The organism is Amycolatopsis sp. NPDC004368 (assembly GCF_053602515.1).
On record NZ_JBSGDT010000011.1, the window covers coordinates 92,830 to 111,025 of the forward strand.

The following is an 18,196-nucleotide window of genomic DNA, read 5'->3' on the forward strand; positions in this document are numbered from 1 at the left end:
AGGCATCGGACGAGGTGGCATCATTGGTAACCAACCGGTTGGATATTTGATGGAGGTAGTCACCATGTCCGGTCCGTTCGTTTTCATCGCCACCAACAGCGTGGTCCCCGGCAAGTTCGACGCGGAGGCCGGCCGTGCGCCCGGCTGGGCCCGCTTCGTCGACGAGCAGGAGCCCAGGCTGATCGGCTTCCACGAGTACGCCAACGCCGACGGCACCGAGGTGGAGTTCGTGCAGATCCACCCGGATACCGAGTCGTTCGAGCACCACATGCGTGTGCTCACCGAGCACGCCGATCCGGCTTTCCGCGAGAACCTCACAGCCACCACGAACATCCGCGTGTACGGCACGCCCACCGAGGCGATCCTGACGATGCTGCGCGATCTGGCCGGCGCGGGTGTGCCGATCGCGGTGTTCCCGCGGCACCTCGGCGGCTTCACACGCGCCTGAGCGTTTTCCGCCGCGATTTTTCCCGCGGTTGGCCACAGTTCGGAAATGCCTCTTGCGCTCGGGGTTACCGCACTGGTCCAATCCCCGCCATGGCCACGTGGACCGAAACGCCGCGACTGCGGCTGCGGCCGTTCACGCCCGCCGACGCCGGTGCGCTCGCGGATCTCCACGGAGATCCCGAGGTGATGCGCTTCGTCGACGACGGCCGGCCCGTGCCGCGTGAGGTGGTCGAGGGCACGACACTTCCGGGGCTGCTCGCGGAATACCGCGATCTGCCCGCGGGGCACGGGTGTTTCGCCGCCGTCGATTCGCGGACGGGCCAATTCGCCGGGTGGTTCTCGTTGCGGCCCGCGACGAGTCGCGGACTCGGCGAAGGCGGTACCGAAGTCGGTTACCGCCTGGTGCCCGCGGTGTGGGGGCGGGGATTCGCCACGGAAGGGCTGCGAGCCCTGCTGTGGAAGGGTTTCGCGGAACTGGGTGTCGGACGCGTGGTCGCGACGACGATGACGGTCAACACCCGTTCCCGTCGCGTGCTCGAGAAGGCGGGGCTGAAGCTCGTGCGCACCTTCTTCCTCGAGTGGCCGGAATACCTGGAAGGCGCGGAACACGGCGATGTCGAGTACGCGCTGTCCAGAGAGGAATGGGTGTCCAGCACCGCGCGACATTAGTCGACACGATAAGGTTCTCCCAGGCACGTCCTGTAGAAGGTGAAGGTACGACGAACCATGGCGCAGAAGGTTCACGTCGAGATGGTGGACGACATCGACGGCAGCATTGCCGATCAGACCGTCCCCTTCATGCTCGACGGGGTTAGTTACGAGATCGATCTGTCCGAAGACAACGCCGCTGCTCTTCGCGATGAGCTCGCGCGCTACGTCGCCGCTTCCCGTCGCGTCGGTGGCCGCAAGGTGCGCATGGCCGCGGGGCAGGCGCCGCGGGCCACGTCGTCCGCCGCCGATCGGGAGCGCAACCGCCTCATGCGGGAGTGGGCCGAGGACAACGGCTTCAAGGTCTCCGACCGCGGCCGGCTGCCCGCCGAGATCGTGAAGGCGTTCGAAGAGCGCGAAGAAGAGATCGACGAGGTCGAAGAGGCTCCGGCCAAGCCGGCCCGCAAGCGCGCGCCGCGCAAGAAGGCCAGCGCCTGAGCCCAGATCCGGGAGAAGGGGTCCGTCACCGCGGTGACGGGCCCCTTCGGCGTTTCGGGGCGCTTTCGGGGTCTTTCGAACGACCGGCTGTGTAGCGGTGATGACACGCGATGATCGTGGTGATGGCCACACGACAACGGCAGCACGCGCGGGGTAGGGTAGCCAAGCCTAAATGTCCTGTGAGTGAAGGTAACCGACTGTGGCCTCCAGAGCCCGCCCGAGAACGCTCTCGCTGACGGCGGGGCTCGTGGTGCTCCTCGTGGCCCTCGTGCTCACCGCCGCGCTGAGCATCGCCGTCGGGTCACGCGGGTTGTCGTTCGGCACGGTCCTCGACTCCTTGTTCCACTACGACGCCACGAATCCCGATCACCTCGTGGTGCACGAGCTGCGCCTGCCGCGCACGCTCGTGGGTGTGCTCGCGGGTGTCGCACTGGGACTGTCGGGCGCCGTGATCCAAGGCGCCACGCGCAATCCGCTCGCCGACCCGGGTCTGCTGGGGGTGAACGCGGGCGCCGCGTTGTTCGTGGTGCTCGGCATCAGCACGCTCGGTATCACCACGGTCACCGGATACGTCTGGTTCGGCTTCGCCGGCGCGGCCGCCGCTGCGGTGGTGGTGTACGGGATCAGCGCGCTCGGCCGCGTCGGTGCCACACCGGTGAAACTGGCCCTCGCGGGCGCCGCGGTCACGGCGGCACTCCAGTCGGTGACGAGCGGGCTGCTGCTCACCGACACCACCACGTTCGACCAGTTCCGCTTCTGGCAGGTCGGTTCCCTGACCGGGCGCGACACCACCACGATCACGCAGGCGATCCCGTTCATCGTGGTCGGGGTGGTGCTCGCGCTGGTGGCGGCACGGATGCTCAACGCGCTGGCGCTGGGTGAGGACGTGGCCCGCGCACTCGGGCAGAACGTGGCCGTGGCCCGGGCGGTCTGCGCGCTCGCCGTGGTCGTCCTCTGTGGATCGGCGACGGCCATCGCCGGGCCGATCGCGTTCGTCGGGCTGACCGTGCCGCACGTCGCGCGGCTGATCACCGGCCCCGATCACCGGTGGCTGCTGCCGTACTCCGCTTTGCTGGCGCCGTTGCTGCTGCTCGTGGCCGACGTGGTCGGCCGGGTCATCGCGCGCCCGGCCGAGGTGCAGGTGGGCATCGTGACGGCCGTGATCGGCGCGCCGGTGTTCATCGTGCTGGTGCGCCGCCGGAAGCTGGTGAAGGTGTGAAGCCGGCGCTTCCCGGGGCGCTGGAAGCGGTCGCGGCGGCTCGTCGACGGGGCGCGGCCCGGGTGTGGCTCGTGTCCGTGGCCCTGTTCGCGGCGCTGGTCGTGGTTTTCGCGCTGTCGCTGGCCGTCGGCGACTTCTCCGTCCCACTCGGACAGCTGCCCGGCATCCTCTTCGGCGACGGCACGGGTGCCGGTGCCTACGTGGTCACGGATCTGCGCCTGCCGCGCGCCGTGGCCGCGGTGCTCGTGGGTGTCGCGTTCGGACTCGGCGGCGCGCTTTTCCAGCGCCTGCTGCGCAATCCCCTCGCGAGCCCCGACGTGATCGGCGTGACGCAGGGTGCGAGTGCCGCCGCGGTGATCTGCCTGGTTCTGGTCGGCGTGTCCGGCCCGGTGCTCTCGGGTGCCGCGTTCGCCGGCGCCCTGCTCACCGGCGTGATCATCTACCTGCTCTCGCGCCGCGGCGGGGTCAACGGCTACCGGCTCGTGCTCATCGGCGTCGGGGTCGGTGCGGTGCTGGCGAGCATCGTCTCGTTCCTGATGACGTGGGCGGACGTGACGCTCGCGCAACAGGCCCTGGTGTGGCTCACCGGCAACCTCAACGGCGCGAGCTGGGACAAGGTGGTGCCGCTCGCGATCGCGCTGGTCGTGCTCGGCCCCGCGGCCCTGCTGCTCAGCCGCGCGCTCACCGGCCTGCAGCTGGGCGACGACACCGCCGCCGGCCTCGGCCTGCGCGTCGAACGCACGCGCCTGCTGCTGCTCCTCGTCGCCGCGGCGCTGGCCGCGTTCGCCACGGCGGCGGCCGGTCCGGTGAGCTTCGTGGCGTTCGTGGCCAACCCCGTGGCGACGCGGCTCGTGGGCGGCGCCCGCGTGGGCCTCGTCGCGCCCGCCCTCACCGGCGCGCTCGTGACGCTGCTCGGCGACTTCGCGGCACAGCACCTGCTCGGCACGCAGCTGCCGGTGGGTGTCGTGACCGGGGCCGTCGGCGCGCCGTACCTGCTGTACCTGCTCGCCACGGCCAACCGGGCCGGCCGGGTCTGAGGAAGAGGACTCGTGGAACCGACGACACCCACCCTGCACACCGAAGGTCTCGAGCTCGGCTACGGGCCCCTGACCGTGGTCAAGGACCTCTCGGTGCGCATCCCCGAGGGCAAGGTCACCATGATCGTGGGGACCAACGCGTGCGGGAAATCGACGCTGCTGCGTGGCCTGGCCCGGCTGCTCGCGCCATCGGCGGGCGCGGTGTTCCTCGACGGCGAACGCATTTCCTCCTTGCGCAGCAAGGACGTCGCCCGGGTGCTCGGCCTGCTGCCGCAGTCGCCGACCGCGCCCGAGGGCATCACGGTGGCCGACCTGGTCGGCCGCGGCCGCTACCCGCACCAGGGCGTGTTCCGCCGCTGGAACGCCGAGGACGACGACGCCGTGGCGCGCGCGATGCTCGCCACCGACACCGTGGAGCTCGCGAACCGGCCCGTCGACGAGCTGTCGGGCGGGCAGCGCCAGCGCGTGTGGATCGCGATGGCCCTGGCGCAGCGCACGCCGTTGCTGCTGCTCGACGAGCCCACCACGTTCCTCGACATCAGCCACCAGGTCGAGGTGCTCGACCTGCTCGCGGACCTCAACCACCACGACGGCACCACCGTCGTGATCGTGCTGCACGACCTCAACCTCGCGGCCCGCTACGGCGATCACCTCATCGCCATGCAAGCCGGGTCGATCGCCGCCGAGGGCGCTCCCGGCGACATCCTCACCGCCGAGCTCGTCGAGGACGTGTTCGGCATGCCGTGCCGGATCATCGCCGATCCCGTGTCCGGCACCCCCATGGTCGTCCCGATCGGCCGCCACCGCGCCGGCGCTCCCACCACACAGCCCTAGGAAGGAACACCCCACGATGGCCAGATGGACCAAGGTGGCCGGCGTCCTCGCCGCCGCCACGCTCCTGGGCGCGTGCAGCCAGCCCGCCAACACCACCACGACCGGGGTCGGTGACTCCGACGTCGCCACCGGCGGCCGTCTGTTCTCCACGGCCGACGCCGAGACCGCCAAGCTCAAGGCCGATGTCGGCCCCGGCGTCTTCCCGCGCACGGTCACCCACGCGCTGGGGCAGACGAAGATCGAGAAGGCGCCCACGCGCGTGGTCGTGCTCGACAGCGGTGAGCTCGACGACGTGCTGGCGCTCGGCGTCACGCCCGTCGGCATGGCCACCACAGCCGGTCAGACCGGCGTGCCGAGCTACCTCGCCGACCGCGTCAAGGGCATCCCGACCGTCGGGGACGTCAGCAACCTCAACCTCGAGAAGATCGCCTCGCTGCAGCCCGATCTCATCCTGGGCAGCAAGCTGCGCGCCAACGACCTGTACCCGCAGCTGTCGAAGATCGCGCCGACGGTGTTCAGCATCCGCCCGGGTTTCCCGTGGAAGGAGAACCTGCTGCTGATCGGCGCGGCGCTGGGCCAGGAAACCAAGGCCGACGCGGCACTCAACGCCTACCAGAAGAAGGCCGACGAGGTGAAGGCCGGGATCAAGGGCAACCCCAAGATCTCCTTGCTGCGCTTCCACTCCACGGGCATCCGCATCTACGGCGACCTGTCGTTCATCGGCGTGATCTTCAAGGACGTGGGCCTTCAGCGGCCGGACAACCAGCACATCACGGAGCTGGCCAAGCAGATCTCGCGCGAACGCATCGACGAAGCGAACGGCGACTGGATCTTCTACTCCAGCTACGGCGCCGGCCCCAACGCCGACGAGAAGGCCGTGACCGGTAGCGGACTGTGGGCCGGGCTGAGCGCGGTGAAGAACAAGCAGGCCATCCGCGTGTCGGACGAGGTCTGGTTCCTCGGCCTCGGCCCGATCGGCGCCGACCACGTGCTCGACGACCTGAAGAAGTACCTGGGCTGACCGGTTTCGCGGTGAAGGCTCCTCGGCGGTGGTCCGTCGAGGAGCCCTTCCCGCCGCGTTCAGGCGGCCAGAGCCCCCCTGCCACCACCCCGACAACGCACCAGGCGCTACTCACCGGAGCCCATGCATCCAGGCCCCTCCCCGCACCCCGATCCGAAGCCTCCTTAACACACTCCAGCTTCGGGGTGCATCCCAACGCGACACGCCCTGCGAGGACCTTGCCCGACTCACCCTCCGAACTCACCCTCCGGAAACAGCCCCGAGGACTAAGGCACAAACCGGCCTCTAAAGCCCCAATCGAGCATCAAGATCAATCTTCCCACCCACAGCATCAAGAATCGCCCGCAACGCCGTCTTCTCCGTCAACTGACGCCCATGCTGTTCGGCGTGCGCCCGCATGAGATTTCCCACATGCCGCTCGGGATTGCTCCACGTAGGCCACCGCCGCCGCGCAATCGTGGCCAGCGCAGCGAAGTCAGGAACCGCTGGGGTGGTCGCGTCAAGCAGCCAATTAAGATACGTACGCAACACCGCCACCGGAAAACTCCCAGGGTGGCTCAGTGAACCATGCCCAGGCACAAACGTCCGCACCGTGGGAAACGTCTTGTCCAACCAATAAAGCGCATCGAGCCAACCAGGAATCGACCCGTGGATCGCCATCGGCGTCGACCCGACCGACAGCAAATCCCCGGTGAACAACGTACCGGTCTTGGGCTCGAACGCCACGAGGTCGCCGTCGGTGTGCGCGACGCCGGGGAACGGCACGACCTCCACCGTCACCCCGCCCAGATCGACCTCCCGCGGCGCGGTCACAGCGTGCACCGCTTCGGGCTTCGGCGCTTCGAGCGTGCCCCAGTTCGTGCAGTCGAAGGTGTCCTCGTACCGCTGCGGCCCTGCCCGCACGGCGGACACGGCCGACGCCGCGGCGAGGATGCGGCCGCCGTTGCGCAACGCCACCCCGGCGCCGTTGTGGTGCGCGCCGTGGGCATGGGTCAGCACCAGCGTGAGCGGCATTTCGACCGTCGAGTACTTGCGGACGTCCTTGACCAGGTCGAGCGTGTCCCGCTCGGTGCCGCACGTGTCGACGACCATGACGCCGGACCGGCCGCGGATCCAGCCGCAGTTGGACACGAGCCAGTCCGCCGGGCTCCGGACATAGGCGACCACGCTCGGGTCGGAGTACCTGAGCGGCACGATGTTTCGCCTGATGGCGGGCATGGGGTCCCCCTCGTGGGCTGCGCCGCCGTGATCCCGGACCACCGCATGGTAGTGGATCACTGACCTCGTAATGGTATAGACCAAGCGGGCGTATGTCAGCAGGCTGCGAGCCCACCGTGTGCTAGGTCGCACAGCCCAGGCCGGTTCCTCCCTACGCCGACCGGCAGACCATACCTCCGCTTCGGTCTCCGTTCAGGTCGGCGACTTCGGGTGATTGAAGCGTCACTTCGCGTGAGCCGGCGCCGCTGTCGAAGCAGGCCGGAAGTCGGTGCGGTAGCGGCTCGGCGCGACGCCCACGTGGCGGGTGAAGTGCTGCCGGAACGACACCGGCGAGCCGAACCCGCAGCACCCGGCGATCTCGGCCACCGGCAGGTCGGAGCTCTCCAGCAGCTGCTGCGCGCGGGCGATGCGCTGGTCCAGCAGCCAGCGCACGGGCGTGGTGCCGGTCTCGGCGACGAAGCGGCGCGCGAACGTGCGCTCGGACATCGACGCCCACCCGGCCAGCTCGGCGACCGTCAGCGGCCGGCGCAGCTCACGCAGGGCGCGTTCACGCACGGCGGCCAAGGGCTCCTCGTCGCGCGGCGGGGTGGGGGTGGTGATGAACTGCGCCTGGCCACCCGAGCGGAAGGGGGCCGTGACCATCGAGCGGGCGACCGACGCCGCGACGTCGGCGCCGAGCGTGAGCCGCACGAGGTGCAGGCACAGGTCGATGCCGGCCGCGACACCCGCCGAGGTCCAGACGCCGTCGGCGCCGGTGAAGAGCACACCCGGATCGACGTCGGCGAGCGGGTGGCGGCGGGCAAGCTCGGCGGTGAAGCGCCAGTGCGTGACGGCTCGGCGGCCGTCGAGCAGCCCGGCCGCGCCCAGGACGAACGCGCCGAGGCACAGGCCCGCGACCTGCGCGCCCGCGCGGTGGGCCGCCCGCAACGCGGCGAGCAGCTCGGGCGACGGCTCGGCCGCGGGGTCCGCCAGGCCCGGCACCACGACGACGTCGGCCGTGCGCAGCCAGGAGAACGTGCGCTCGGGTTTGAACACCGCCCCGCCGACCAGCTCCACCGGGTCCTTCGTGGCCGCACACCGCCGCAGCTCCACATCGGGGCCGCTGCGCGTGCCCCACACCTCGTCCACCACGGCCGTGTCGAACAGCCGGGCACCCTCGAACAGCACCAGCGCGATCTTCTGCACGCCTTCGACGATACTTGGCAGGATCTCATCGCTCAGCGTCTTCTCTGCCACTCACCACCCGGTGCGGCCGCGAGGCACGATGGCTTCATGACCACCTTCTCGTTGCGCCACCTCGGCGGCCCGACATCACTCATCACCTACGGCGGGGTCCGCTTCCTGACCGACCCGACGTTCGACCCGCCGGGGGAGTACCCGATGCGCGGCCGCGTGCTCACGAAGACGACCGGCTCGCTCACGACGCCCGCCGAGGTCGGCGCCGTGGACGCGGTGCTGCTGTCGCACGACCAGCACTCGGACAACCTCGACCGCGCCGGCCGCGAGTACGTCGCGACCGCGCCGCTGGTGCTCACCACGCCCTCCGGCGCCGAGCGGCTGGGCGGCCCGGCGCGGGCGTTGCCGAACTGGGAGCACGTGGACGTCGGGGGCGTGCGCGTGACCGGGATGCCGGCGCTGCACGGACCCGAGGGCGCCGAGGCCAACGTCGGTGAGGTGACGGGGTTCCTGCTCTCGTCGGACGGCCTGCCGGCCGTCTACGTCAGTGGGGACAACGCTTCGCTGGCGCGCGTGCGCGCGATCGCGGGCCGCGTCGGCCCGGTGCCGATCGCGGTGCTGTTCGCGGGCGCGGCGCGCACGCCGCTGATCGACGACTTCCTCACCATGCCGAGCGACGTCGCCGCCCAAGCCGCGGAGGTGCTGGGCGCCGAACACGTGGTCCCGCTGCACTTCGAGGGCTGGGCGCACTTCACGCAGGGCCCGGACACGCTCGAAGAAGCTTTCGCCGGTAAGGGAATGCGGCTGCACCTGCTCAAGCCGGGTGAGGAGGTCAGCCTCGGCTGAATGTCGTGCGCGAGCCGTACGTCACCGGGGGCGCCGGAGAGCAGGGGTGCTCGGTCAGCGCCTCCTGTACGCGGTGCCCCGACACGCTCGAAGAAGCCTTCGTCGGCAAGGGCATCCGATTGCACCCGTTCAAGCCGGGTGAGGCGGTCAGCCTCAGCTCAACGTCGTGCGCGCGAGGGCAACCGCACCGAGCGCGACCGCCTTCGCGCCACCCCGGGCCAGCCGCACGTCAACGGGGGCGCCGGACAGCAGGGGGTGCGCCACGAGCGCCTCCTGCATCGGCTTCTCCAGCAGCGCCCACGAGTTCGTGACCGAGCCGCCCACCACGGCGGTCGCGATGCCGAGCAGGCCGCACGCGTGGGTGATGGCCTCGCCGAGGAAGCGGCCCGCGTCGGTGAACACGGTCAGCGCGGCCTCGTCACCGGCCAAGGCGGCTTCCGCGACGGCCTCGGCGGGCTGGACCACGCCCGTCGCCTCGGTGTAGCGCCGCGCCAGTGACCGGCCCGACGCGTAGGCCTCCAGGTGACCCGTCTGCCCGCAGGTGCAGGGCGCGGGCCCGTAGGTGCCGACGTGGCCGATCTCGCCGGCGCCCGTGCCGCCGCCGTGCAGCAGGGTGCCGTCCACGTACAGCGCGCCGCCGACGCCCGTGCCCAGCGCGACGCCGAGCACGTGCCGGTCCTCATGGGACAGTTCGCCGAGCAGGAACGCGTTCACGTCGTTCTCCGTGATCACGGGGACCCGGCCGAGGCGAGCGGAGAGCTGCGCGTTCACGGCCGTGCCCGCCCAGCCCGTGAACGAGTCGCCGGTGACCACGATCGTGCCGCTCTGCGGCTCGACGACCCCGGCCGCGCCGACGCCGACGCCTGCCAACCCGTCGGGCGCCAGCGAGGTCACCAAGGCCGCCGCCCGGTCGAGGATCGCCGCCCCACCGAGGTGCGCTCCCGAGTCGGCCGAGGCCGACGCCAGCTCTCGGCCGTCGGCGTCGCACACGACCACCAGCGTTTTCGACCCGCCGATGTCGACCCCGGCCCACAGTTCGCTCACGCCGCGGGGTCCACGTCCGCCAGCGCCTCGCGGCGGCCCCGCTGCACCGCGGGATCCGGCACGGGCGACGAAAGCAGCAACGCCTGCGTGTACGGGTGCGAGGGCTCCCGCAGCACCTGCGCGACGGGCCCCTGTTCCACCAGCTCACCGCCGCGCAGCACGGCCACGCGGTCGCACAGGCTGTCGACCACCGCGAGGTCGTGGCTCACGAACAGGCAGCCGAACCCGAACTCCTCGTGCAGCCGCTTGAACACGTCCAGCACCACGGCCTGCACCGACACGTCGAGCGCACTGGTCGGTTCGTCGGCGATCAGCAACTTCGGCCCGAGCACGAGCGCTCGAGCGAGGCTCACGCGCTGGCGCTGCCCGCCGGACAGCTCGTGGCCGTAGCGCTCCAGCAGCGCCTCCGGCAGCTCGACCGCGTCAAGTAGCTCCCGCACGCGGCGCTGCCGTTCGGCGCGCCCGGCCGAGGTGTGCATGACCAGCGGTTCGGCCACCGTCTGGCTCACGGTCATCCGCGGGTCGAGCGAAGACGCCGGGTCCTGGAACACCGCGCCGATCTGCCGCCGCACCGCCCGCGCCGCGCGGCCGGTGCCCCGCGGCAGCGGACCGCCGAGCACCTCAACCCGGCCGGATTTCGGCGTCACGAGGCCCAGAGCGCAGTTGCCCAGTGTCGTCTTGCCCGAGCCCGACTCGCCGACCAGCCCGAGGATCTCGCCCGGACCGACGGTCAGCGACACCGAGTCGAGGGCCCGCTTTCCGCCGTACTCCACGACGATGTCGTGCAACGACAGCACCGGCGTCTCCGGCTGGGCGGCCGCTTCGCCGTGCTCGGCCGCGCCCAGCCGAGGCACGGCGGCCAGCAGTTCTCGCGTGTACGCGGCCTGCGGCGAAGCGAACAACTCGGCCGTGGCCGCCTCCTCCACGAGCTGTCCCGAGCGCAGCACGAGCACGCGGTCGGCGACGTCGGCCACCACACCCATGTTGTGTGTGATCAGCAGCGTCGCGGTGCCCTCGGTCTCGCGGATGTCCCGCAGCAGGTCGAGGATCTGCTGCTGCACGGTCACGTCCAGCGCCGTCGTCGGCTCGTCGGCGATGATCAGCCGCGGGTTGGCCGCCAGCGCGATCGCGATCATCACGCGCTGGCGCAGCCCACCGGAGAGCTCATGCGGGTACTGCTTCAGCCGCGCCGCCGGCTCCGGCACGCCGACGCGGTCGAGCAGCTCGACGCACCGCGGGAAGTAGTGCTTGTGCCGCCGCCGTTCGGGATCGTGGTTGCGGATCGCCTCGGCGAGCTGGAAGCCGATGCGCAGCAAGGGATTCAGGGCCGTCATCGGCTCCTGGAACACCATGCCGGCGCCTTGCCCGCGCAGCTTCCGCAGCTCTTCGCCGGTCAGCCCGAGCACGTTCTGCCCGGCCAGCTCGATCGAACCCGTGACCGAGGCCGACGCCGGCAGCAGGCCGAGCACCGCGAGCGCGGCCGTGCTCTTGCCCGAGCCCGACTCACCGACCACGGCCACGATCTCGCCGGGCGCCACCGTCAGCGAAAGCCCGTCGACGGCCGGGCCACCGTCCCCATAGGACACCCGCAGGTCGCGGATGTCCAGCACTGCCTCGCTCATCGCCGTCCCTTCACCGCGAACGCGTCGCGCAGTCCGTCGCCGAGGAAGTTGATCGCGCACACCACGACCACGATCGCGATTCCGGGCGGCAGGATCAGCCACCACGCACCGTCGAACGTGTAGGTGATGCCCTTCGACAACATGGCGCCCCAGTCGGTGTCCGGCGCGGGCACGCCGAGACCGAGGAAGCTCACGTAGGCCACGAGCAGGATGGCGTCGGCGATCTGGAAGGTCGCGTTCACCACCACCGTGCCGATGGCGTTGGGGATCACGTGCCGGAACACCACCCGCGTGCGGCTCGCGCCGAGCACGGTGATCGCGCGGATGTAGTCGCGCTCGCGCAGGCTCACGGTCTCCGCGCGCATCAGCCGCGCCGGCACGAGCCACGACACGCAGCCGATGATCAGCGCCAGCACCCCGACGCTCGGTGTGACCAAGGTGGCCGCCACCAGCAGCAGGAACAGCGCGGGAATGGCGACACCGGTGTCGACCACGCGCATGAGCACCGTGTCGAGCCAGCCGCCGGTGTAGCCGGCGAGCGCGCCCCACACCGCGCCGATCGCGGTGGCGATGAGCCCGGCCAGCACGCCGATGATCAGCGACGTCCGCCCGGCCACCATGAGCCGGCCGAGCACGTCGTAGCCGAGGTCGTCGGTGCCGAGCAGGTGCCCGCCACCCGGCCCGAGCCGCGCGGCGCCGAGGTCGGTGTGCGACTGGTCCGTGCCGTAGAGCAGCGGGCCGAAGAAGCAGAACAGGATGACCAGCAGCAACAGGATCGCGCCGAGGAGCGCAGTGCGCCGTGCGAACACTCGCGAAAGGACGGTCACGACCGCGCTCCCTTCACCCGCACCCGCGGGTCGATCACGAGCTGAACCACGTCCGCGAGCAGCGAACCGAGCACGGTCGCCACGGCGATGATCAGCACCACCCCGAGCAGCACGGGGAAATCGGCGTTGCGCGCGGCCGTCCAGAACAGCAGTCCGACGCCGGGGTAGTTGAACATCGACTCGACCACCAGCGAACCGCTGAACACCACCGGCACGTAGTAACCGAGCATCGACACCACCGAGGTCAGCGAGTTCGGCCACACGTGCCGCCAGATGATGGTGCGCTCCGGCGTGCCCTTCGCCCGTGCGGTGCGCACGTAGTCCTCGGCGAGATTGTCCAGAGTGGACGCCCGCATGTACCGGCTGAACGCGGCCAGCGCCGCCCCCATCCCCGCGACCACCGGCAGAACCAGCGACCCGGGTTGCGACAGCAGCTCGCCGATCGTCTCACCCTGCGCGGCCTGTGCCGGGAACCAGGGCAGGACCTGCGCGAACACGATGATCAGCACCAGTGACAGGAAGAACACCGGAGTCGCGTAGAGCAGGAACGTGACACCGGTGGTCACGTGGTCGGCGGCTTTCCCGCGCCGCACGGCCTGCCACACGCCCACGGGCAGCGCGACCACGATCGCCAGCAGGGTCGAGATCGCGGTGAGCAGCAGTGTTTTCGGCACGCGCTCTTCGAGCAGCGTCGACACCGGCGAGTTCTGCGTGTACGAGTCGCCGAGGTCGCCGTGCAGCAGGCGCACCAGGTAGTCCCAGTACTGCACGGGCAGCGGCTGGTCGAAGCCCTGGGCCTTGTTGAACGCGTCGATCTGCTCCTGCGTGGCCTTCAGTCCGAGCACACCGCGCGCCGGGCCACCGGGCAGCAGGTGCAGCAGCACGAACGTGACCACGGTGACCAGCAGCACCACGACCACGGCCAGCACGAGCCGCTTGACGATGTAGCGGGTCATGTCCTCACCTCGTCCAGTACCAGCGCTGCGGCAGCAGCCCGGCCAACGGGTCCTGGGTCATCCCGCGCAGCGCGGTGTCGATCGCCGACACCTGGTACGGCGGGTTGGGCAGCCAGAGCACGGGCAGCTGTTCGGCCAGGTGGGCGCTGTAGTCGAGCATCGACTGCGTGCCCGTTGCCCGGTTCGTGGCGGTGATCAGCTCGTCGGTCCGCTTGTCCGAGTAGCTGCCGAAGTTCGTGCCGGCGTCGGTGGCGAACAGGTCCTCGCCGCTGGGGTTGGCGGGGAAGTACCAGCTGCCCTGCGTGCCGAAGTACGACAGCTGCCACGAGCACGACGGCTCTTGTGGCTTGCACGCCGTGCCGTTGGCCAGCACGGTGTTCAGGGGCTGCGCGTTGATCTTCATCTCGACGCCGATCTTCGACAGCTCCGAGCGCAGCTCCTGCATCGTGCCGTCGGTCTCGTCGGAGCCCGACTCGGTCAGCATGGTGAGCGAGAGCCGGGTGCCTTTGTCGACTCCGGCACCGCATTGGGCTGGGCCGGAGCCGGGCGAGGCGCAGGCCAGCACGCCGTCGGAGCCGGGTGCCCAGCCGTGGTCGGTGAGCAGCTTGCGGGCCGCAGTGAGGTCGAACGGGTACGGGTTGGTCTTCTGCCGCGCAGACAGGTACTTCACGTCGTTGTCCTGCGGCACCGGGCCGTAGTCGACGCGGGCCGTGCCGCGCCAGATCACCTTCGTGATGGCGTCCTGGTCCACAGCGTGCTGCAGGGCCTGGCGCACGTACAGCTGCTTGAACGCCGCGCCCAGCTGCGGGTTGTTGAAGTTGAACGGCGAGTACGTGATCGACCAGCCGTTCCACGGTTCGACCCGGTAGCCCTGCGCCTCCAGTTTCGGGCGCTGGCCGAGGTTCGTGGTCGGCACGTAGCCGTAGTCGACGCCGCCGGCGCGCAGCACGTTGTACTCGGCCGAGGAACTGGTGAAGGTCAGGAACTGCACGGTGTCGAGCTTCGCCGCGTCCGGGCCGGTGTACTTCGGGTTCTTGGTCAGGGTGACCTGGCCCGACGCGGTGAACCCGCCGAGCGTGAACGGCCCGTTCACGACCTTCCACAGTGGATTCGTCGAGTAAGTGCCGAGCTGCTTCGCCTGGCCTACCAGGAAATCGAACACCTGCTTGGCGCCGGCCGGGTCGCGGTCGAAGTCGCCTACCGGGCCTGAAGCGCTGGTGCGGTCCCACGCCTTCTGCGGCATCGGCACCACCAGGCTGAGCTGGTTGGCCGTGAACCAGTCGGCGTTGTACGGCTTGTCGAGGGTCAGCGTGAACGTGTGGTCGTCGACCGTGCGGAAGGCCTTGATGTTGTCGGGCATCAGGCCTTCGGAGTACTTGCCCCAGTTGTCCTTGCCCGCGCGCAGCAGGTTGAGCCAGAACTCGACGTCGCGGCTGGTCAGCGGATCGCCGGTCGACCACGTGAGCGGCTTGAGCGTGATCGTCACGGTCGAGCCGTCGGCGGAGTAGCTCGGCGGGTTCGCTGCGCTGGAGGGGTCGTCGAGCGTGACCGAGCCCGAGCTGCCGTCGTAGTTGTACAGCGGCACGTACAGCTCGTTGCGGACGACGCCGTTGTAGCTCGCGCCGTAGCCGGGGATCGAGATCGGCAGAATCCAGTTGGGGGTCGCCGACGGGGGCAGCGCGAACCGCGCCGTGCCGCCGGTCACCGCCTTGCCCGTGCCGCCGCCGTGCTGCTCGCGGCTCGTCGCGCAGCCGGAGAGCGCCAGCGCGGCGGCGAGCGTGACCCCGAGCGCGGCGCGCCACCGGTGTCGAGCCATCCGCATCACTTTCAACATCCTTGGTGTAAGTCGATACCGAGGGTCTGTGCGTGTTCTTGGTTGCCGTGTAATGTCGCACGGGCGTTGGAAATTGCCAAGAGGTGATTTCGAGAGCAAGTATCCGGACAGTTACATCAGACTTGAAGTAAGTAGGTGACGGCCGTGGCGCAGGATCCTGCCGGTCTGCTGCGGCTGCTGTGGCTCGTCGCCCACGAGCACGCCGTGTCGAGGATGGACCTCGCGCGGGTGCTCGGCCTGCCGCAGTCCACGGTGTCCGTGCGCACGCAGGCGCTGATCTCCGCCGGGGTGCTCGCCGAAACCGGCGAGGGCAGCTCGGGCGGTGGCCGGCGTCCGAAGCTGCTGTCCGTGAACGCGGGGTTCGGGCACGTGTGGGCGGCCGACGTCGGTTCGCAGCACGTGCGCATCGGCGCCCTCGACATCGCGGGCAATCTGCTGCACGTGGCCGAGCGGCCGCTGGACATCGGCGGCGAGCCGGTGCGGGTCGTTGCGGCGCTCGTGGAAGCCGTGCGGGAAGTCGCGGCCGAGACGGCGGGTCCGGGCCGGTTGCTCGGCATCGGGGTGGCGTTCCCCGGTCCGGTCGACGTCGGCGCGGGCACGATCACGCTGCCCTCGCGCATGCCGGGCTGGCGGGGGTTCGCGGTGCGCGAAGCCCTGCGCGAGCACTTCGACGTGCCGGTGGCGGTGGACAACGACGCGAACCTGCTGGCACTGGGCGAATCCGTGGCCGGGCCGCCGGGGCGAACGCTGCTCGTGGTGAAGGCGGGCACGGGCATCGGCTCGGGCCTGGTGGTGATGGGCCGGCTCTTCCGCGGCCGCGCCGGAGTCGCGGGCGACATCAGCCACGTGCGGGTGCCCGCGGCCGGGGATCGGCCGTGCACGTGCGGAAACCGCGGCTGCCTGGAGACGGTGGCGAGCGGTGCCGCGCTCGTGGCGCAGCTGCGCGAGCAGGGCGTGGCCGTCGGCAGCACAGCGGAGGTCATGGCGACGGCGGAGGACGGGCACCCCGCCGCGACCACCGCCGTGCGGCGCGCGGGCCTGCAGCTGGGCGAGGTGCTGGCCACGGTGGTGAACTTCGGCAACCCCGACGAGGTGCTGCTCGGCGGTGCGCTGTCGGGTTCGGAGGCGTTCGTGGCGGCCGTGCGCGGCGCGTTGTACGAACGCTGTCTCCCCCTGGCCACGAGGGAGCTGCGCATCGATCGGGTGCGTTTCGGCCCGGACGCCGGGCTTTACGGCGCGGGCGCGCTGGTGCTGGACGAGGTCTTCGACGAAGCGATACGGAGCAAGCGATGACGAAGGTGCGGATCGGGATCACGGGGATCGCCATCGAGTCGAGCACGTTTTCTCCCCACCGGTCGACCGTGGCCGATTTCCACGTGACCCGGGGCGAGGAACTGCTGGCGCGCTACCCGTTCCTGGGGAAGAACCGTCCTTCGTGGACGGACGAGGTCGAGTGGGTGCCGCTCGTGCACGCCCGCTCGCTGCCCGGCGGGGCGGTCACCGAAGCCGCCTACGCCGAGCTGTCCGGCGAGATCCTCGACCGCGTGGGGGCGGCCGAGGATCTCGGCGGGTTGTTCTTCGACATCCACGGCGCGATGAGCGTGGTCGGCCGCACCGACGTGGAAGCCGAGCTCGCCACGCAGATCCGTTCTCTCCTCGGCCCCGACGTGCTGATCTCGGCGTCGATGGACCTGCACGGCAACGTCTCGCGTGAGCTGGCCACGGCGCTGGACCTGATCACCTGCTACCGCAAGGCCCCGCACACCGACGCGTGGGACACGCGCGAGCGCGCCGCCCGCAACCTCGCCGCGCGGCTGCGCAGCGGGGGCAAGCCGAAGAAGGCCTGGGTGCAGGTGCCGGTGCTGCTGCCGGGGGAGAAGACCAGCACGCGGCTGGAGCCGGCTCGAAGCATCTACGCCGCGGTCGACGAGGTCGAAGCGCTCGACGGGGTGCTCGACGCCGCCATCTGGGTCGGTTACGCCTGGGCCGACGAACCCCGGTGCCAGGCCGCCGTGGTCGTGAGCGGGGACGACGAAGACGTGCTGGTGCGTGAAGCCGAGCGGCTGGCGAAGTCCTATTGGGACGCTCGGCGCGACTTCGCGTTCGTCGCGCCCACCGGCACGCTGCCCGAATGCCTGGAGCAGGCCGTAGCCTCGACGGCCCGGCCGTATTTCGTCAGCGACTCCGGCGACAACCCGACCGCCGGGGGTGCAGGGGACACGTCCTGGAGCCTCGACGTCCTGCTGCGCACACCGTCCGTCGTGGACTCATCGCTCACCACGCTCTACGCGGCGATCGTCGACCCCGAAGCCGTCGCCACGGCCGTCGAAGCGGGCGCCGGCGCGACGGTTTCCGTCGAGCTGGGCGGGAAAGTCGACTCCGGACCCCACGGCCCGGTGCCGGTGACCGCGCGCGTCGAGGCGATCGACACCGCGGACCCGGTCGCCGGGACCGCGGTGGTGTTCGGCGTCGGCGGGCTGCGCGTGATCGTCACCGCGCGCCGCAAGCCCTACCACCTCGAGTCGGATTTTCTCGCGCTCGGCCTCCGGCCGCGCGAAGCCGACGTGGTGATCGTGAAGATCGGCTACCTGGAGCCGGAACTGTACGACATGGCGGCCGACTGGCTGCTCGCCCTCACGCCCGGGGGCGTCGACCAAGACCTGCTGCGCCTCGGGCACGCCGGGATCGAGCGGCCGATGTTCCCGTTCGACGCGGAGATGGCGGACCCGCCGTTGAAGCCTGAGCTGCTCTGAGTGCCAAGGCCGTCAAGGCGCCGTAGGCCAGGTGGTCGAGCCACTGCGGCCCGCGCGGCAACGCGCGGATCGCCGGGTGACGCCGGCCGACGATCTCCAGGTCGAGCAGTGCGATCGCCGCGCCGGCGGCCACCCCCTCGCGCACTGTCAGGGGGCGCCGACGGCCCACATAGGCGAGCGCGGCCGTCCAGCCGGCCGGCACGAGGCCGTGGACCA

17 protein-coding genes are annotated in these 18,196 nt (G+C 70.6%); 10 read left to right on the forward strand and 7 right to left on the reverse strand.

Annotation, left to right across the window (positions count from 1 at the left end):
• Positions 1 to 64 precede the first annotated feature (64 nt).
• From ACWEOE_RS18070 to ACWEOE_RS18100, 7 genes are all read left to right on the forward strand, one after another.
• Positions 65 to 448, forward strand: coding sequence for a hypothetical protein (locus ACWEOE_RS18070; protein WP_452010205.1), 384 nt, complete (start codon positions 65 to 67; stop codon positions 446 to 448).
• Positions 449 to 537: 89 nt separating this feature from the next.
• Positions 538 to 1,116 (forward strand): GNAT family N-acetyltransferase, encoded by a 579-nt coding sequence (locus ACWEOE_RS18075; protein WP_452010207.1) that lies wholly within the window; start codon positions 538 to 540, stop codon positions 1,114 to 1,116.
• A 57-nt stretch (positions 1,117 to 1,173) separates the two neighbouring features.
• A complete protein-coding gene (locus ACWEOE_RS18080) occupies positions 1,174 to 1,593 on the forward strand; it encodes a histone-like nucleoid-structuring protein Lsr2 (protein ID WP_452010209.1) in 420 nt (139 codons plus the stop codon).
• A gap of 199 nt (positions 1,594 to 1,792) precedes the next feature.
• Positions 1,793 to 2,812 (forward strand): FecCD family ABC transporter permease, encoded by a 1,020-nt coding sequence (locus ACWEOE_RS18085; protein ID WP_452010212.1) that lies wholly within the window; start codon positions 1,793 to 1,795, stop codon positions 2,810 to 2,812.
• Positions 2,809 to 3,849 (forward strand): FecCD family ABC transporter permease, encoded by a 1,041-nt coding sequence (locus tag ACWEOE_RS18090; protein WP_452010213.1) that lies wholly within the window; start codon positions 2,809 to 2,811, stop codon positions 3,847 to 3,849. The genes ACWEOE_RS18085 and ACWEOE_RS18090 overlap by 4 nt, the downstream gene beginning before the upstream one ends.
• 12 nt (positions 3,850 to 3,861) lie before the next feature.
• The gene (locus ACWEOE_RS18095) at positions 3,862 to 4,683 is read left to right on the forward strand and encodes an ABC transporter ATP-binding protein (RefSeq protein ID WP_452010214.1); all 822 of its coding nucleotides are present in this window, start codon (positions 3,862 to 3,864) and stop codon (positions 4,681 to 4,683) included.
• 16 nt (positions 4,684 to 4,699) lie between these two features.
• Positions 4,700 to 5,704, forward strand: coding sequence for an ABC transporter substrate-binding protein (locus ACWEOE_RS18100; protein ID WP_452010217.1), 1,005 nt, complete (start codon positions 4,700 to 4,702; stop codon positions 5,702 to 5,704).
• A gap of 285 nt (positions 5,705 to 5,989) precedes the next feature.
• On the opposite strand, the gene ACWEOE_RS18105 is transcribed toward ACWEOE_RS18100, so the two are convergent.
• A complete protein-coding gene (locus ACWEOE_RS18105) occupies positions 5,990 to 6,982 on the reverse strand; it encodes an MBL fold metallo-hydrolase (RefSeq protein ID WP_452010219.1) in 993 nt (330 codons plus the stop codon).
• Between the two features lie 162 nt (positions 6,983 to 7,144).
• Entirely contained in the window at positions 7,145 to 8,158 is a 1,014-nt protein-coding gene (locus ACWEOE_RS18110; protein WP_452010221.1) for a GlxA family transcriptional regulator, read from the reverse strand.
• Positions 8,159 to 8,194: 36 nt separating this feature from the next.
• On the opposite strand from ACWEOE_RS18110, the gene ACWEOE_RS18115 reads away from it, so the two are divergent.
• Positions 8,195 to 8,944 carry an MBL fold metallo-hydrolase gene (locus tag ACWEOE_RS18115; protein WP_452010223.1) on the forward strand — a complete coding sequence of 250 codons (750 nt, stop codon included), beginning with the start codon at positions 8,195 to 8,197 and terminating at the stop codon, positions 8,942 to 8,944.
• A gap of 153 nt (positions 8,945 to 9,097) precedes the next feature.
• Here ACWEOE_RS18115 and ACWEOE_RS18120 read toward each other — a convergent pair whose 3' ends face one another.
• Genes ACWEOE_RS18120 through ACWEOE_RS18140 form a run of 5 tightly spaced genes read right to left on the reverse strand, consistent with a single transcriptional unit; the run spans position 9,098 to position 15,209 of the window.
• Entirely contained in the window at positions 9,098 to 9,988 is an 891-nt protein-coding gene (locus tag ACWEOE_RS18120) for an ROK family protein (RefSeq protein ID WP_452010226.1), read from the reverse strand.
• Positions 9,985 to 11,610 carry a dipeptide ABC transporter ATP-binding protein gene (locus ACWEOE_RS18125; protein ID WP_452010228.1) on the reverse strand — a complete coding sequence of 542 codons (1,626 nt, stop codon included), beginning with the start codon at positions 11,608 to 11,610 and terminating at the stop codon, positions 9,985 to 9,987. Before ACWEOE_RS18125 ends, ACWEOE_RS18120 begins: the two co-directional genes overlap by 4 nt.
• A complete protein-coding gene (locus ACWEOE_RS18130) occupies positions 11,607 to 12,437 on the reverse strand; it encodes an ABC transporter permease (RefSeq protein WP_452010231.1) in 831 nt (276 codons plus the stop codon). Before ACWEOE_RS18130 ends, ACWEOE_RS18125 begins: the two co-directional genes overlap by 4 nt.
• Positions 12,434 to 13,393: an ABC transporter permease gene (locus ACWEOE_RS18135; protein ID WP_452010234.1), complete on the reverse strand. Its 960-nt coding sequence runs from the start codon at positions 13,391 to 13,393 to the stop codon at positions 12,434 to 12,436. The genes ACWEOE_RS18130 and ACWEOE_RS18135 overlap by 4 nt, the downstream gene beginning before the upstream one ends.
• Before the next feature lie 4 nt (positions 13,394 to 13,397).
• The gene (locus tag ACWEOE_RS18140; protein ID WP_452010235.1) at positions 13,398 to 15,209 is read right to left on the reverse strand and encodes a peptide ABC transporter substrate-binding protein; all 1,812 of its coding nucleotides are present in this window, start codon (positions 15,207 to 15,209) and stop codon (positions 13,398 to 13,400) included.
• 162 nt (positions 15,210 to 15,371) lie between these two features.
• Between ACWEOE_RS18140 and ACWEOE_RS18145 the strand changes: the two genes are divergently transcribed.
• Positions 15,372 to 16,520, forward strand: a complete 1,149-nt coding sequence (locus ACWEOE_RS18145) for an ROK family protein (protein WP_452010238.1) — start codon at positions 15,372 to 15,374, stop codon at positions 16,518 to 16,520.
• Positions 16,517 to 17,980, forward strand: a complete 1,464-nt coding sequence (locus ACWEOE_RS18150; RefSeq protein ID WP_452010240.1) for a M81 family metallopeptidase — start codon at positions 16,517 to 16,519, stop codon at positions 17,978 to 17,980. The genes ACWEOE_RS18145 and ACWEOE_RS18150 overlap by 4 nt, the downstream gene beginning before the upstream one ends.
• Positions 17,981 to 18,196: the final 216 nt, after the last annotated feature.